Annotated in this window: 16 protein-coding genes and 2 tRNA genes; 4 read left to right on the forward strand and 14 right to left on the reverse strand. The window is 50.9% G+C overall.

Annotation, left to right across the window (positions count from 1 at the left end; translation table 11 throughout):
- Positions 1 to 2 precede the first annotated feature (2 nt).
- The 10 genes from ACO6VG_RS02875 to ACO6VG_RS02920 form a co-directional block, all read right to left on the reverse strand.
- Entirely contained in the window at positions 3 to 278 is a 276-nt protein-coding gene (locus ACO6VG_RS02875) for a flagellin (protein WP_317144900.1), read from the reverse strand.
- Positions 244 to 1,521, reverse strand: a complete 1,278-nt coding sequence (locus tag ACO6VG_RS02880; RefSeq protein WP_422472664.1) for a site-specific DNA-methyltransferase — start codon at positions 1,519 to 1,521, stop codon at positions 244 to 246. The genes ACO6VG_RS02875 and ACO6VG_RS02880 overlap by 35 nt, the downstream gene beginning before the upstream one ends.
- 185 nt (positions 1,522 to 1,706) lie before the next feature.
- The gene (locus tag ACO6VG_RS02885) at positions 1,707 to 2,087 is read right to left on the reverse strand and encodes a DUF6362 family protein (RefSeq protein ID WP_422472666.1); all 381 of its coding nucleotides are present in this window, start codon (positions 2,085 to 2,087) and stop codon (positions 1,707 to 1,709) included.
- A gap of 478 nt (positions 2,088 to 2,565) precedes the next feature.
- Entirely contained in the window at positions 2,566 to 4,671 is a 2,106-nt protein-coding gene (locus tag ACO6VG_RS02890; RefSeq protein WP_422472668.1) for an AAA family ATPase, read from the reverse strand.
- 50 nt (positions 4,672 to 4,721) lie between these two features.
- Positions 4,722 to 5,375 (reverse strand): hypothetical protein, encoded by a 654-nt coding sequence (locus ACO6VG_RS02895; protein WP_422472670.1) that lies wholly within the window; start codon positions 5,373 to 5,375, stop codon positions 4,722 to 4,724.
- Between the two features lie 2 nt (positions 5,376 to 5,377).
- Positions 5,378 to 6,220, reverse strand: coding sequence for an ATP-binding protein (locus tag ACO6VG_RS02900; protein ID WP_422139032.1), 843 nt, complete (start codon positions 6,218 to 6,220; stop codon positions 5,378 to 5,380).
- On the reverse strand, positions 6,217 to 6,684 hold the full coding sequence (locus ACO6VG_RS02905) for a hypothetical protein (RefSeq protein ID WP_317144894.1): 468 nt from the start codon (positions 6,682 to 6,684) through the stop codon (positions 6,217 to 6,219). Before ACO6VG_RS02905 ends, ACO6VG_RS02900 begins: the two co-directional genes overlap by 4 nt.
- Positions 6,681 to 6,950, reverse strand: coding sequence for a helix-turn-helix domain-containing protein (locus ACO6VG_RS02910; protein WP_317144893.1), 270 nt, complete (start codon positions 6,948 to 6,950; stop codon positions 6,681 to 6,683). The genes ACO6VG_RS02905 and ACO6VG_RS02910 overlap by 4 nt, the downstream gene beginning before the upstream one ends.
- A gap of 165 nt (positions 6,951 to 7,115) precedes the next feature.
- Entirely contained in the window at positions 7,116 to 8,051 is a 936-nt protein-coding gene (locus ACO6VG_RS02915) for a hypothetical protein (protein ID WP_422472672.1), read from the reverse strand.
- Positions 8,029 to 9,207 carry a hypothetical protein gene (locus ACO6VG_RS02920; protein ID WP_422472674.1) on the reverse strand — a complete coding sequence of 393 codons (1,179 nt, stop codon included), beginning with the start codon at positions 9,205 to 9,207 and terminating at the stop codon, positions 8,029 to 8,031. The genes ACO6VG_RS02915 and ACO6VG_RS02920 overlap by 23 nt, the downstream gene beginning before the upstream one ends.
- A gap of 217 nt (positions 9,208 to 9,424) precedes the next feature.
- Between ACO6VG_RS02920 and ACO6VG_RS02925 the strand changes: the two genes are divergently transcribed.
- From ACO6VG_RS02925 to ACO6VG_RS02940, 4 genes are read left to right on the forward strand one after another with little or no spacing between them, the layout of a single operon-like run.
- Positions 9,425 to 9,628, forward strand: coding sequence for a hypothetical protein (locus ACO6VG_RS02925; protein ID WP_422472676.1), 204 nt, complete (start codon positions 9,425 to 9,427; stop codon positions 9,626 to 9,628).
- Positions 9,618 to 10,097 (forward strand): DUF2924 domain-containing protein, encoded by a 480-nt coding sequence (locus tag ACO6VG_RS02930; RefSeq protein WP_422135511.1) that lies wholly within the window; start codon positions 9,618 to 9,620, stop codon positions 10,095 to 10,097. Before ACO6VG_RS02925 ends, ACO6VG_RS02930 begins: the two co-directional genes overlap by 11 nt.
- The gene (locus ACO6VG_RS02935; RefSeq protein WP_422472678.1) at positions 10,084 to 11,427 is read left to right on the forward strand and encodes a recombinase family protein; all 1,344 of its coding nucleotides are present in this window, start codon (positions 10,084 to 10,086) and stop codon (positions 11,425 to 11,427) included. The genes ACO6VG_RS02930 and ACO6VG_RS02935 overlap by 14 nt, the downstream gene beginning before the upstream one ends.
- Positions 11,418 to 11,843 (forward strand): hypothetical protein, encoded by a 426-nt coding sequence (locus ACO6VG_RS02940; RefSeq protein WP_422472613.1) that lies wholly within the window; start codon positions 11,418 to 11,420, stop codon positions 11,841 to 11,843. The genes ACO6VG_RS02935 and ACO6VG_RS02940 overlap by 10 nt, the downstream gene beginning before the upstream one ends.
- Before the next feature lie 354 nt (positions 11,844 to 12,197).
- On the opposite strand, the gene ACO6VG_RS02945 is transcribed toward ACO6VG_RS02940, so the two are convergent.
- The 4 genes from ACO6VG_RS02945 to rmuC all read right to left on the reverse strand — a co-directional run bounded on the left by ACO6VG_RS02945 (position 12,198) and on the right by rmuC (position 15,027).
- Positions 12,198 to 12,274 (reverse strand) — tRNA-Arg (locus ACO6VG_RS02945).
- 19 nt (positions 12,275 to 12,293) lie between these two features.
- Positions 12,294 to 12,381 (reverse strand) — tRNA-Ser (locus ACO6VG_RS02950).
- 103 nt (positions 12,382 to 12,484) lie between these two features.
- Positions 12,485 to 13,318 (reverse strand): SDR family oxidoreductase, encoded by an 834-nt coding sequence (locus ACO6VG_RS02955; RefSeq protein ID WP_422413095.1) that lies wholly within the window; start codon positions 13,316 to 13,318, stop codon positions 12,485 to 12,487.
- A 218-nt stretch (positions 13,319 to 13,536) separates the two neighbouring features.
- Positions 13,537 to 15,027: a DNA recombination protein RmuC gene (gene rmuC / locus ACO6VG_RS02960; protein ID WP_422413093.1), complete on the reverse strand. Its 1,491-nt coding sequence runs from the start codon at positions 15,025 to 15,027 to the stop codon at positions 13,537 to 13,539.
- Positions 15,028 to 15,029: the final 2 nt, after the last annotated feature.

A 15,029-nucleotide genomic window follows, 5' to 3' on the forward strand; every position in this document is an offset into this window, starting at 1 on the left:
GTTTATGTTTTAAGAAAGTAAGCCAACAGGCCAATAGCAGCGGTCAGCACGATCCAACCGAAGCGCTCGATATAGCCCAACATCACACCCCGGCGACTGGCCTGAAACTCCAGTTTTCGGATGCGTTTCTCCTGCTCGTCCAGGCGTTCATCCTGACGGGAAAGATTGCTGGTCTGGTGAGTAATCCGCTCTTCGATCATGGCCAGGCGAGACACTGCGTCGCTCAGCTTGTCGAGCTTGGAATCAATCTGATCCAGTCGCCTTGAGAGTTCGTCCATGACGGTCTTCCTTGACCTGGGCAAAGGTCAGATTATTGGATTCAAGGTAGGCTTCCTTGCCTGTGTACTCCTCCCATCGGCGCACGATCACGTCCACATACTTGGGGTCCAGCTCAGTCAGCCGGGCACTCCGGTGTGACTTCTCGCAGGCGATCAGCGTAGAGCCGGAACCGCCAAACAGATCCAGCACAATGTCGTGGGTCTTGGAAGAGTTGCGAACAGCTCGCTCTACCAGCTCCACGGGTTTCATAGTGGGATGAAGGTCATTCCTGGCAGGCTTGCTGAAGAACCAGACATCACCCTGATCTCTGGCTCCACACCAGAAATGTTCATTGCCTTCCTTCCAGCCGTAGAGGATTGGCTCGTACTGCCGTTGATAATCTGAACGACCCAGGGTGAAAGTATTCTTGGCCCAGATGATAAACGTGGACCACTTGCCACCGGCTTCCCGGAAAGCTTTCTGGAGCGTATCCAGCTCAGACGACGACATGCAGATATAAATCGCCCCCTTGCAGACCCCTATCAGGTTGGTCATGGCGGCCAGCAGGAAAGCGTGGAACTCAGAGCCGAGATTATCGTTTTTGATCCGGCGATCTTTTTTGGCTTGGGTGTTTTTCTCAGGGTTAGCGTAGTCAACGTTGTAAGGTGGATCGGTGAACACCATATCCGCCAGCTGGCCTGCCATCAGGGTTTCCACATCGGCCTGTTCGGTAGCACTGCCGCACAGCACCCGATGGCTTCCCAAAATCCAGACATCACCCAGCTGGCTGACGGGATGCTCTTCCGGTTCAGGAATTTCATCATCATCGGTCTGCCCTTCAGGCTCGTCCACCAGCAACAGACCTTCCAACTCCTCATCGGAAAAGCCCATCAGATCCAGGTCAAAATCCAGAGCATCCAGTTCTGCCAGTTCCTGCTTGAGCAGTTCTTCGTCCCAGCCTGAGTTGGCCGTGATCTGGTTGTCGGCTATGACCAGCGCTCGGCGCTGGGTTTCACTCAAGTGCCCCAGCACAATCACCGGCACAGTTTCCATGCCCAGCTGCTTCGCCGCCATCAAACGACCATGACCGGCTACGATAACATCGTCACTGCCCACCAGCACCGGATTGACAAACCCGAACTCCTCGATTGACCGGGCAATCTGGTCCACCTGCTCATCGGAGTGAGTCCGGGCATTGTTGGCGTAGGGCACCAGGGTGGCGACGGTGCGATGTTCTATGGCTTCGACAAGGATTCTGGACATGGTTCTTCCGTGATTTCCAGACGTAAAAAAACCTCAGACCGGGGAGGTGTGAGGTTCAGGTGCACTTCGCTTCGAGCTTAGCGTTAATTCTTGTCAAATTTGGCGAAAGTGTCCAATCCTCCATATACGGACTTTAAGCGACAACGACAGACAAACACCTCTTTAAACACTCTACATGGGTCAAATTACCCTGAATTTTTTTGTAAAATGTGGATAGAAATCCGGTTTATGGCCTTGCACCAGTGCCCATAGGCTGTTTTTCGATTCACCCCGAGGTCGTCAGCAATCACTCGCCAGGGCAATCCCGAAGCACGAAGCCAGATCAGCTTGCGTTCCTCCTCGCTGACCCATCGCAACCAGCGCATACACTTCACCATGCGATCCACTTCGTCTTCCGAGGGCTCAGGCAGTCTCAGGATTTTGTTTTCTCCCTGGTAGACCTCCCAGCGGTTGGGATTGATCTCCGGCCAGAAAGCGGAGTACCGGAGATTAATACCTGACGACACTCGTCGTGCCACCAGCCAGGCTTCCCGATAACAATGTCTCAATTCATCAGTTGTGTGCATGTTTCCTCCCTGGCTTCTGCAATTGCTTCAACACTTCAGTAAGGGGGGAATCTTTATATTCCCCCCTTACTTATTTATAAGTAAGGCGTTCCCGGGAAGCAGTTTTTTATTACTTTTCAATCAGTTAACCGTTCCCATCTGCTTCCCGTTCCCGGACTTTTCGGGAAGCATTTTCACTCTGCCTGATTCCCATTTTGATATGATTTTCAAGCAATTAGACGCTGTTCTTACAGTTGACTCTATTCCCAAAATGCTTGGGAATTCCCAAGAATTTCTGTTTTTTTGGGAAGCATTTCCTACAATCAGAAAAATCACTTTTATTGTTATTTTTCAATCACTTGAATCCGAGATAGCCGAAAATCGACCACCTTTTTTTATACGACGATCACAGCAAAATTTGGGAAGCAGTTTTTCTTTGTTTTTCAATTAGATACCCTCAGTTTCAGGTCATCTTTACATTTGCTTCCCAAGAAGCTGGTTAGCTTTCCCGGGAAGGAAAATCGGCTCCTTTGCCGAACTGTCCTTTACCAAGAGCGAAGGGTCCAAAGGGAGAGTCCAACCACTTATGCTCACGGGAGCCTTCAGCAACACCTTTTACCACTCTTGGTGGTCGCTCATTCAGAAGCTCTTGAACCAAGTATTCCAATCGGCCTCGAGTCATGGGGTGAAAAACTTCGGGCAAACGATGACGCTGTTTATAGATTCCATTACCGCCGGTATGCGTATAAGGATGCCCACGGCTGGCTGCTTCCCTGATGGCACCCGACAGTGAGACCAGCAACTCATAGTCGGATGAGGCTGCTCCCGTAAGTCTTCTGGTCAAGTCTTCCAACAACCCGATACTGTTGCGTTTATAGGTACGAATTGTCCGATCCGCCGGGCCATTGGATTTCACCACCGCTCCCTGGTAAAAACTTCTCGGTTCGGGGATCAGGTTCAGAGTCTGACAAGTTTGCTGCACGATCTGGTCCTGTGCAGGCCAGAGGGCATAAGCCATACGAACACCATCTACCAGCGCACTGCTGCCTCTAATGGCATCCCTGGCCTGTTCTGCACTATCGATGGGTTTCTGTCCTGGTGGTTTGCGCATATGGTGAACCACAATCACAGTGGCACCCGTTTCACTGGCCAGGTTCGCCAACAGCCCCGTCAGGTAACTACCCACTGCAGGGTCAGCGTTCACATCGGCATGAACAAAAGAGGATAAGGGATCGAAGACCACCAGCTTGAGATCTTCAATGGCCTGAAGCTGGCGGACTACCTGGGTAAACTCTGATGTCGTTCTTGGCCCTTCCGGAGTTTCCCTGACCATGGGGAATGGGCCACCTGCATTAGGTAATGGAATGATGAAGAGTTTCTCAGGAGATTTCAGTCGCAAGTCTGTCGGGTCTAGTTTTTGCAGACGACGATGTACTTCTGCCTGATCATCCTCAGAGGTGAAAACAACAGCTGTTCCATGTTGTAAGACCTTGCCACCAAACACCTCGACCGTCAGGTCTTCACCACAGGCAATTTCCAGTGCGAGCTTGAGTGTGAGCATTCCCTTACCTGTGTCTCCCATAGCCGCAAGGATTGAGACAACACCTAATGGAAAAGAGCCTTCAATCAGGTAGTGCTGCTCAGGGGCTACACCTTTGTAACGGAGCGCACTCCAGTCTGAAAGTTGCAGGCCTGCCGATTTGATTGTCTTCCGCTCGGTTGTGGCCATCCAGTGATCAATATCAAAGCCTTCCTGAACGGCATCTGCGGAATCCCATTTCTCAGGTTTATCTGCCGGTGGTTTCAGAATCACCACAGACAAAGCTCCGACATCATCGATAGCTTTAGCCGCACTGAAAGCATATTCCAGCCCAGCGTCGTCATTATCAGGCCAGAGTATGACACGCTTGCCTGTGAGAGGTGACCAGTTCGTCTTATCCGTCGGAGCCTTGGCACCGTTCATTGCAGTGGTGGCACAATAGCCACTTTCAATCAAAGCCTGTGCTGCTTTCTCGCCTTCCACCAGCAGTACTTCGTCCGCTAACTTGATACCTGGCTGGTTGTAGAGTGGCCTGGGGTTGGGGGCTTTGGTTTTACGGGTCTTTACATCCCAAGGCCGAAACTCTTTACCCTCTGGCGTATCGTACCGGTAAACACAGGCGATCAGGTTGCCTTCAAGGTCATGGTAGTCCCACTTGCCTGTGTGATGACCCAAGTCTTCATATTCTTCCTGGTGGCTAACCGAAGCTGGTGGCGTGAATGAAGGCATGCCGAGCCACTCCGCCATGAGCTCTATGATTTCTGGAAAGTCCCTTTGAGCATCAAGAGACTGATGCGCCGCAGTCAGACTGATAATGTCACCACCTTCACCGCTTTCAAAGTCGTGCCAAAGTCCACTGCCCAGCTCCACTTCCAGGCTCTTGCCCTTCTTGCCCTGGACGTTGCCCAATACAAACTTCTGGCCTCGCTTTTTGCCATTGGGTAACAACCAGGCCAGGTACTCTGGCATTCGTTCCTGAATACGACGCTTAACGTCTTCCGCATCCCGTTTCTGCATCGTGCCCTGCTCTTGGGCATCGTTAAAATCAAGCCATTTGTTCTTCATTGTCACAGTCCCTGTAGGGAAAAGCCCACCCGCAGGTGGGCGTTAGAGCCTTAATCCCACTGGTTGTTGTAGCTTTCAGCTGGGTGAGGCGCTGAGTCCGGAGGACTGTAGAGCTGGGATTGCAGCTGAGCCTGAGGGTGGCCACCCTGCTGATTATTAGCGGGTGATTGGCCCTGAGCATTCTGACCAAACATCAGCTGGGCATATTGCTTGTGCTCCGGTGTGATGGCCTGCTTAATGACATTCTTGGGTTCGTCGTACTGATCCTTTTCAGTACTGACCTTGGCAACGAACTCAATACCATCCAGCTCTGACAACGATTTCAACTGCCGGGCTTTATAAGCCGGGGGACTGTTATCTTCGGCCTTGATATTACGGGCGGATTGCAGGACACCCCGGACAAAGGACCGGCCCATGTTTTCCCACTCCGGGCCTTTGGGGCTGTGCATACCGATCAGGGACCAGATCTTGCGTCTGGCGTACTGACCTTCCAGCACGGTGAACTCGGCATTGAGGTAGATGGCCCCGGTATCGCCGCAAGTGGCGTAACCACCGGTCCAGCCCATTTCGGGATTGTCGTAGCCTCCCGGCTTAAGGGTCATACGTACCTTGACCAGGGTGCCTGAAGGAATGACATCGTAGCTGCCCTGATCGGTAGCATCGTTAAAGTCGTTCCAGCGTGTCATGGCTCTTTGTTGGCTCATGGTTATTTCTCCGTTCCTTGAGGTTGAGTTTCAAACTGGACAGGTTGCCTTGACCCACTGCGGATCTTGGTAAACAGCTGTCCGAGATGGGGCGGTTCGTATACATCCAGACGACCGCTGCGATCCTTGGCTGGGTAGCCATAGGGGTTGAGGGTTTGGCAAACAAAAGTACGACGCAGGTTGCCTTCTTCATCGGGCAGGCTGGCCAGGGTGATCACCTGGTCAACAATGCCGGGCAGCTCCAGGCCGGTTTTACTGCCTTCGATCTGGGGCTGGTGGAGCTTGCGGTTAAAGTCGTCCACCCGTTCTTCAAGGATGGCGACAAAGACCACGTTCTTGCCTCGTGCATGTTGCAGGTGCGTCAGTGCCGCAATCATCTCCTGACCGTGCAGGCCATAGGCTCCTCGAGTATCCGGCTTGCCGGTTTTTTCGGAGAACGCCTGGGGCTGGCCTTTGCACCACTGGAAGCAGAGTCGGCCCAGCACTGTGATGGAGTCGATAAAGTAGGTGTCGTATTTCTCCAACGACTCAGGGTCACCATACTTGCGACACACAGCCTCATAATGTGCTTTCGAGTACACCTGGTCGTCCCGAAGCGCTGGGTTAGGACCCGCCAGATAGACGGCAAAGTTTCGGAACTCCGGCCAAGTGGCTGGTCGAAGGGCATCACCGGGCCATTCCTGCACCGCCAGATCACCCGCTTCCAGATCCACAAACAAAGTGGTGTCCGGGTTAAGGCTCAACAGCTGGGTGGTTTTACCCACCCCACTGTTGCCCAGCAGCACGCACTTGATGCCCTTATGCTCCTCGCTGCGCTGGTCTGCATTGAGAATGGGTAGGCTCATTTCACACCTCCCACCAGCCGGTAAGTGCAACGACCTGGCTTCACTTGCAAGGCTGGCTCGAAGGATCGACGAATCTCTTGGGGCCAGAGATCAAACTTCTCCTGAGGCACTGAGTAGTGAACATCCAGGAACTCAGATGGGTCTTCGCCCTGTTCCTGAATGCGCTGGGCTATTGCCTTCAGTTTTTGCTGGTCCCAGCTGACTTCTCTGGGCAAATCCACCAGCACACGCGTTCCTTCGTCATCAAAACTGATGGTTCCGAAGTCCTGCTGCAACTGAGCTCGAACCTGGGAAGCCTTGTAGACATACTTGTACGCGATCACTGACTCCAGCCAGTCTTTTTGCAGCTGGAGTTGGGCCAGGGCTTTTTCCGTATCCCCGACCAACGTCGCCAAATCCGCTCCGGAACGAGCTGCCAGTTCTGCGATTCCCATATTCTGGATGTTTTCCAGCTCACTGCTCATGACTCACCCTCCTGTTCCATCACCGGTGAGCCCACTGCGTTATAGAGCCGGGATTGCTCGTACTCCAGAACATCCGACAGGCGATACAGGATTCTGGCTCCGATCCGCATAAAGCGGGGACCGGTGCCGTCCTGACGCATTCTGGCCAGAGACTTGATGCTGATATTGAGGCGTTTGGACAGCTGGAGTGAGTCCAGATGAACCACCTGATTTTCAGGTGTAGGACAAAGTGTAGGAGCAACGGCTCCCGGTAGTGTGTCTTGCATGATGACCTCCGTGCTTTTCGTGTTCATGCAAGACTGATAGTGGGGGAGTTACTGTAGGAGAAGTGTAGGAGCTGTAGGAGAAACTGTAGGAGGAGGTTTTTTGCTGAAATTAATGCAAAAAAAACCGGCTCATTGGCCGGTATTAATGTCATTGTGATTTATTGATCAAGCTTCAGATGTTTGAAACATCTCCAGTTCTTCAAAAGCCTTTAACCAACATCGTCCTGAAGCTCCTGGCTCGTAGCCGATAAAATCTCTCCAGCGAGGTTCCTTGTGGAAGAACTGGCTAAGATTACTGGAACTGGACTCTTCCAGGAGTAACTGGGTCAGAATTCGAGGAGCCCCTCTTTTACCGGCCTGCACCAACTGATCCACCAGCTGGCAACGGGCTGGCCCACCTTTCAGTAGCCAGGGATCAAGGCCCAACACTCTCAGTATCCCGTTATGCTCATCCCAGATAATGCCTTCCCGCTCCAGTCTTGCCTGATCCGGATCAACATACGAAAGAAAGCGATTATAGTCGACAGCGACCGGACCTTTCGGCAATAACTCATCCAGAGGCAGTAACTGAAACCCAGGAGGTAAAATCATATAGCGGGACTTGGGCTTTTGGCTGGAAATCACTACACAGGAGGATAAGGATTGAGCAAACAAACAGTCAGCAATGTCATCAAAATTCGGGTTCAGCTCTCGAACCAGTAATACAGTGACGCCTTTGATCTCTCCCAACTTCCAGACCCGGTCATCCAGTATGGGTTCTGCCTGATCCAGATTGAGCTTTTCAGCCAACCATTCCGGGAACCACTCCATTCGGAATTTGTACATCCTTAATTCATCGTCCGTGACCTTGTGGCAGCCGTTGTAATAGTAGACAAACTCATCCTTGACCCTGTGCACCTGGCGATAGCCGTCCTGCAAGTCATCAGGATAATCCACCATGATCAGCCGGTCATCGGCAGGGCCTTTCGGGATAAAAGCATTATTGCCAATGATGTCTTGCCAGCACTCAGGGTAATAGAACTTCAGCTCACTGATTCGCTCTCTATCCGCAGCTGCCTCAAAACAACTTTGTAAAAAATCAAACGCTTGTCGCTTCATCATCCTTGTCCTCCAGAAGAACCCCCATCTGCACCAGCAGATCATGATTCAAGTAGCGTTCTCGTTGAGACAGATCCCGTAATGAACAACCGTTGGGGGCTCTCAACTTAACCGTGATCGTTTCTTTCGGCAGGCTGCCCACAGCTTCACAAAGGAATGCCAGAGTCACGCCCCGAATATGGAGCCTGTTCGGATTCAGAAGGTTGATCCCAAGGTCTTCGATGGTTTGATAGACATCCTTGTCAAAGAATTTTCTTGAAGTGGCTTTTAAGATCGCACCACCCCGCCCGGGCAATGTCTGAATGTCAATATTCTTGACTGTCACTTCCATGACTCCGTGCTTAAGATCAAAGCTATCTTCAAAATCAGGTCGCTGGCGAAAGATCTCCAGGTTGATCTGCCTAAGCTTCAGCTTTTCAGGGCTGTCTTCCTGTTCCAGAACCGACTCACAGAAGGCTTTCTTCAGCAGATTACGAATGGCTACCTGCTCTGCGTAGAGCTCAATAACACCGGTCTCCGGCTCATACGTCACTGCGTATTCACGAGCGGGGTGAATGGTTTTCAGTACTACATCCTTGCCTTCTTCATCGAGCACTTCGAAGCTGACCGGTAAGCCTTCCCGATAAATGATGAACTGCAACACAGTGACCAAACCCTGATGGTCACTATGACGCTGTCGCTTCTGCCGCCTGATCACCAGCTTGTCATTGTTGAACTGATCTCTGAGCTTCTGCACAAAATCAGTCAGATCAACGTCTTTATCCAGAGGCACCGGAGTGGGAAGGTAATAGCCATCCCACATGCGACCATGATGTCGGTGATACTCCACATAGCGGATCTCTTCTGCTTTCCTGAAGTCGCTTTCATTCGCTGCCAGAAGCCGAAGGGCATTGTCGTATGGATTGCTGGTGAAATTATGAGATAAGTCACTCATAACCTGTTGTCCGACCTCACAGGCCAGATCAACAATCCGGATAGCCACATACTCCAAACGAGCCTGGTCTTGCTCATCCAGCGTCAGAATATTTTTGTAGACTTCTTTGGGAGTAATGATGCGGGTCGTACCCGGAGAGACGGCGTTGAGGTCAATCTTGCAGAGTTCAAAAAAGGTATCTGACTCCAGATCAGCGCCTTGCAGTACTTGTTGGACTGCTTTCATACTGGCTCCTTGCCATGGCGTGAGTTAACCCTTAACTTCGTACGGATTAAACACTGTATAAATAATCAGCTATTCGGTCAATAGAGTACATTCAAAGACAGTGATAACAGATAGCAGATCGGAGGGTACAAACGGGGTCAAATTGCCCTTTTACAAAGGCTTCAGAGCTTCCGACAATAATCAATAAATCCGCACCACCCAGGGATGGGAGCCGACCATGAACAAAACCCTATCAAGCCATCAGCCGCATCCCAATACCCTGGCTATCTGCCAGATTCTGGCTGTCGGTATTGAACGTCGCCATATGAAGCAGCAAGAGCGGGAAAACACCGAAAGAGAGAAAGATAACTGGACTAATGCCGGAACCAGAGCCTGTATGTCTCATACGTTTCAACGACAGGAGTCTAATAATGAAGAATGAATTATCGGAACAGTCAAGCCTGGCGGCCAAGGTAGCTGCCATTCAGAAGATGTCCACCAAGGCACTGCTGGAACTCTGGCCAAAGCTCTATGGCACCAAAGCCCCCAGGCTCAATAAACGACTGCTGCGACAGAGATTGGCCTTCCGGGTTCAGGAGCTGGAACTGGGCAGCCTTTCCGAGAAGCACAAGAAACAATTACAGCGACTGCAAAAGCCATCGACTAAAGACAAAGCTGTGCCCAAGGCCAGGGTCAATAAGCCACCAGCAGGTACCCGAATTGTTAAGGAGTATGAAGGTGAAACCCACGAGGTGATTGTCACCAGGGAAGGTTTCGAATACCGGGGCCAGATATACCGGAGCCTTTCCGGGATCGCCAAGCTGATTACTGGAAGTCACTGGTCTGGGCCGGTGTTCTTCGGACTGAAGGGTAGCAGCCATGAGCGGGGAAAAAGCCATGGGCAGAAATAAAAGCAAGATTAAGGATCTCAAGCGCTGTGCAGTCTATAGCCGCAAGTCTTCGGAAGAAGGTCTGGAGCAGGAGTTCAATTCACTCCACGCCCAAAGGGAAGCGGGTGAAGCGTATATCACTTCCCAGAAACAGGAAGGCTGGATTCTGGTTCCGGACGAATACGACGATGGCGGCTTTTCTGGTGGCAATATGGAACGGCCTGCGCTTCAGCGACTGATGCAAGATGTGGAAGCCGGAAAGATTGATGTGGTGGTGGTTTATAAAGTGGATCGTCTCTCAAGGTCGCTGGCTGACTTCGCCCGGCTGGTGGAGGTGTTCGACAAGCATCAGGTGTCATTTGTCGCCGTCACCCAGCAGTTTAATACCACCAGCAGCATGGGACGACTGACGCTTAATATTCTCCTATCCTTTGCCCAATTTGAACGGGAAGTGACTGGGGAAAGAATCAGGGACAAGTTCCTGCTCTCCAAAAAGAAAGGCAAGTGGATGGGAGGGACGCCACCGCTGGGTTATGACGTGGTGGATCGCAAGCTGGTCCCTAATGAGGGGGAAGCAGTAATTATCCGGGAGATCTTCAAGACTTTTATTGAAACCCGCTCTCAGATTGAAACCGCTGAACGGATTAATGAGATGGGCTTTCGAACCAAACGACTGCCGCGCAAGGGTGGCCAAGTCGCCGGTAGCAAAAAGTTCACTCGCACTGCCATATACAAGCTGCTGAAGAGCCGCCTCTATAAAGGTGAGATCGGACACAAGGGTGAATGGTACCCGGGTGAGCATAAAGCCCTCATCAAACCGGAGGTCTGGGCGAGGGCGGAGGCCATTCTCCAGGGCAACAGCTCGACCCGGCAGTCAGACAGCCGACACCGCAACACACGTTCCTTTCTGCGGGGTTTTCTGTTCGGTCCTGAACAGGAAGCCCTGATCCCCACGGCCAGCCGCAGCAAGGGCAAACTGCACCGTTACTACGTCAGTAGCACGGCCCGGAAGCATGGTCATAAACACTCGCCCCTGCCTACCCTCCCAGCCAGAGAAATCGAGTTTCTGGTGGTTGAACACCTCCGGGATTTACTCAAGCAACCAGAGATCATTTTCACCACCTGGCAGATGCTGACGGATCAAGACACGTTCAATGAAGATCAGGTTCGAGAAGCCCTGAACGATCTGTCGGACATCTGGAACCTGCTGTTCCCGGAAGAACAGCGCCGTTTAATGAAACTACTGGTCAGTCGTATAGACGTCCACCAGCAGGGCATTGAGATTCGCTTCCACCAGGAAGGGATACCCACCATCACCAATGAGCTACAAGGAGAAGTGACATGGCCATAAAAGTGACTGGCAAAGCCACCCGCACCTATCTCGAAGACGAGAACTGCATTCTGGTGCATATCCCCATTAAGTTCATCAACCGCAAGGGCAAGAGCCAGATCACCACCCCGGATGGTCGTCCGGCACTGGAAGAGGTCGATCCGGCTTTGAGGAATGCTCTGGTCAGAGCGCATCGGTGGTTGAAGGCATTAGAAACAGGGAAAGAGCAGCACCTGAAAGTGTTGGCTCTGAAAGAAGGGATTACCAGTGTCAGCTATGCCTCCCGGATCTTACGCCTGACCACCCTGTCGCCAGAGATTCAGGAGGCCATCATTGATGGCAGAAGCTTGGGTGGCCTGACGCTGGCTGATTTTATGAAGCCCTTTCCTCTGCTCTGGTCTGAGCAGAAGAAGGCTTTGGGGATGCCGGAGGATTGATGTACTCCCCCCCCTTTTTTTTATCCTGTTTTTTTAATCAAAAAGTTTGCTGACAGCTCCCCGCCCACACCGCTATAAAAGTGCAAACCCAACACCCGTCCCAGCAACCAAAAACCACCTGCAACCCACTGATTATAAAGAGGAATTCAAGTAACGTACTTCAAAGTGGCCGAAGTACGTTATTTAGAGAAGAGAGAGAAAAAACAGCCCAAAAATGGCCAAAAATCGGCTTTTTTAAGAATTTTCCAAGTACTCAGTTATAAGACACCGGAAGACTATAAAACAGACAGAGAGCCAGAAAAAACCACCCCCCATAACGACAAAAAGCCCTATAAAAATAGGGCTTCCTGAAGATGGCGCGCTCGGTAGGATTCGAACCTACGACCGCCTGGTTCGTAGCCAGGTACTCTATCCAGCTGAGCTACGAGCGCGTAATACTAAATTGTTCACTGGCGGTGAGGGAGGGATTCGAACCCTCGATACGTTTCCGTATACACACTTTCCAGGCGTGCTCCTTCGGCCACTCGGACACCTCACCATTGTCGTCGCCCGCATCTGTTGCTGCGAACGGAGCCGTACTTTATAGCAGGACCGTCTGAAAGGCAAAGCCAAAATGCACTTTTTTTCTACTTTTAGGACAATTACTTAACTGTTAAACGGCTAAGTCCGAACTTGCGTCTGAGAATAGCCTCAAACCATGAAACAGGCAGACATCTTTTGAGCCCGGGCAGCGCCCTACTGCCATTGCCCACTCTTAAAATGCCCTGCTGGCTTGATGACTCCAGCCATGCAGCAATCTCTGATGCTACTTTTTTGGCAGGGGTGGGCCTATCCTGAGAGGCATTCGCTCGTGCTCTGACTCCCTCTTCGATAGGAAAATACAGAGAGCCTTCTGAAAAAACCCGGTCAAGAGCTTCATTGGCATTCTCTGCAAAACGGGATTTGATGGCTCCGGGCAATACGGTCAGAACTCTTATGCCAAACGGCTGAAGCTCCATCCTCATAGCATCTGAAAAGGCGTTGAAGGCAGCTTTTGAAGCACAGTAAAGCCCTGAGAAGGGCGTGGTAACTTCTCCTGAAACACTGCCAATATTAATGATTGTTCCTTCCTTATTAGTACACATTTCCTTGATAACTTTATTGGCTAACAACACCGGAGCAAATACATTGGTCTCAAATTGCTTCAGAAGTTCTTCTCTGGGTAACTCAGCCACTGCTCCCATTCCGCCATAGCCTGCATTATTGATCAGAACATCCAGCTTACCTTCTTCATCCTGAATCTCTGCCAGTATCCTGCCAACCTGGTCTTCATCGGTAACATCCAACTCTGCTGTCCTGATACTTTTATCTGACAGATGTCTGATTGATTCCAGCTTTCTTGCTGTGGCCCAGACCCTATAACCCCTCTGATCCAACTCCAGGGCCAACGCCAGACCAATGCCGGATGAACAGCCGGTAATCAGTACATTTTTCATTGCTTCACTCCATAAACCGGGGCTTCTGGTCTATTAAACGGCTGTCGGCCACAGGAAAACAATCATCTCGGGCAGGTCATCTATAACAACTTGATGTCATGACCGAACAAGCCTGTCTGGTCGTGCCTGCAAACTTCCAGCTTAAGGAATATGAAAAGTTGCAGACATTGGGCATTTTCGAATCCGGTGTCGATGCAGAAAACCGATAAACAGTTTCATCAGAGTTCATCACCCTGAATAGATTGCTGATCAGACTCAATGACTCTATCGCTTCCCAGGTCAGCTGTTTCCAGCGTCTGTCTGGGCAGCTCTTTTTTAACACGCACTCCCAGGGTTAGGAACTGATCCGCCTGAGATATCAGATTCCCCCGACCATGCTTCAAGTTTCCCATAGCGTCATCATAAGTGCTTCTGACACTGGTCAGTTGTTGATCCAGCTTTTCCATCTTTTCAACAAAAACACGAAGCTTGTCGTACACCTGACGAGCCTTGTCAGCCAGTTTTCGGGCATTGGCATTCTGTCTTTCTATCGTCCAGAGATTAGACACTGTCCTGAGCGTGGCCAGCAGCGTGGTGGGTGTCACAACCACAATACGCTTCTCAAAAGCCTCATTGAATAATTGTTGGTCATGCTGGAAGGCCACCATGAAAGCGGGTTCAACAGGCATGAACATAAAGACGAAGTCAGGAGCTTTAACCTCTGGCAGCGAGGGATAATCTTTTTCGTTAAGACTCCGGATGTGATTCCGGATGCTTTGTATATGTCGCTTCAGAGCAACTTCACGCTCAGCATCGGTTTCGGCATTAACATAACTCAGATAGTCCACCAGCGAAACTTTGGAGTCAATGATCAGATGCTTTTGTTCCGGTAGATAGACGATAAAGTCAGGCCGCTTGTTCTGGCCTTCTTCATCCTTGAAATTGGCTTCCCGCTCGAACTCCTGCCCTCTAATCAGGCCACTGCTTTCCAGAATCTTTGCAACCTGCAATTCCCCCCAGTTGCCCTGCAACTTTTTATCACCTTTAAGGGCTCTGGCAAGGTTGCCTGCTTCATTGGTGATCTTCTGGTTCAGATTATGCAGAGTTTCCAGCTGTTGTTTGAGCGCAGCGCGACCTTCATTATCCGCTTTTCTGGCTTCTTCGACCTTGTTGCGAAACTCACCCAGTTGTTCTTTAAAAGGTTTTAGCAGATTTTCCAGACCTGCCTGATGCTGCTGTGAAACCGATTGACTCTTGGCTTCCAGAATCTCGTTAGCCAGATTGCCAAATTCTTCCTTGAGCGCCTGTTTATTGTCTTCCAGCTGCCGCAATGACTTTTCATTTTGCAACTGCTGCTCCTCCAACCTGACCTTCAGCTCCCTGACCTGCTTTTCTGCACTGAACCGGGCCTCCTGCTCATCCTGCTGTTTAAGCAGACCTTTCCTGAGCAGCTCTTCCTTTTCTTCAGCTCTGCGCTTTTCATTACTCAACAGAGTTTCCAGTTTTCCTTTTAAAATGTGCAGGTCACGATTGTCCTGTTGCAGCTTTTCTCTCGCAATGGAATGCTGTTCCTGCTCTGCGACAAGTTCAGAAATTCTGTGATCCTGCTGCTGCATTTGTGCAGCCAGCTTTGCCAATTCGGCAGCCGCTCTCTGTCTGGCAAACAGCCAGGATAATGCAGAACAGATCAGGACCAAAAGAATGGCCACAGCCATTTCACTTGCAGACATGC

Source organism: Endozoicomonas sp. ALB032, assembly GCF_049310125.1.
Lineage (GTDB): Bacteria > Pseudomonadota > Gammaproteobacteria > Pseudomonadales > Endozoicomonadaceae > Endozoicomonas_A.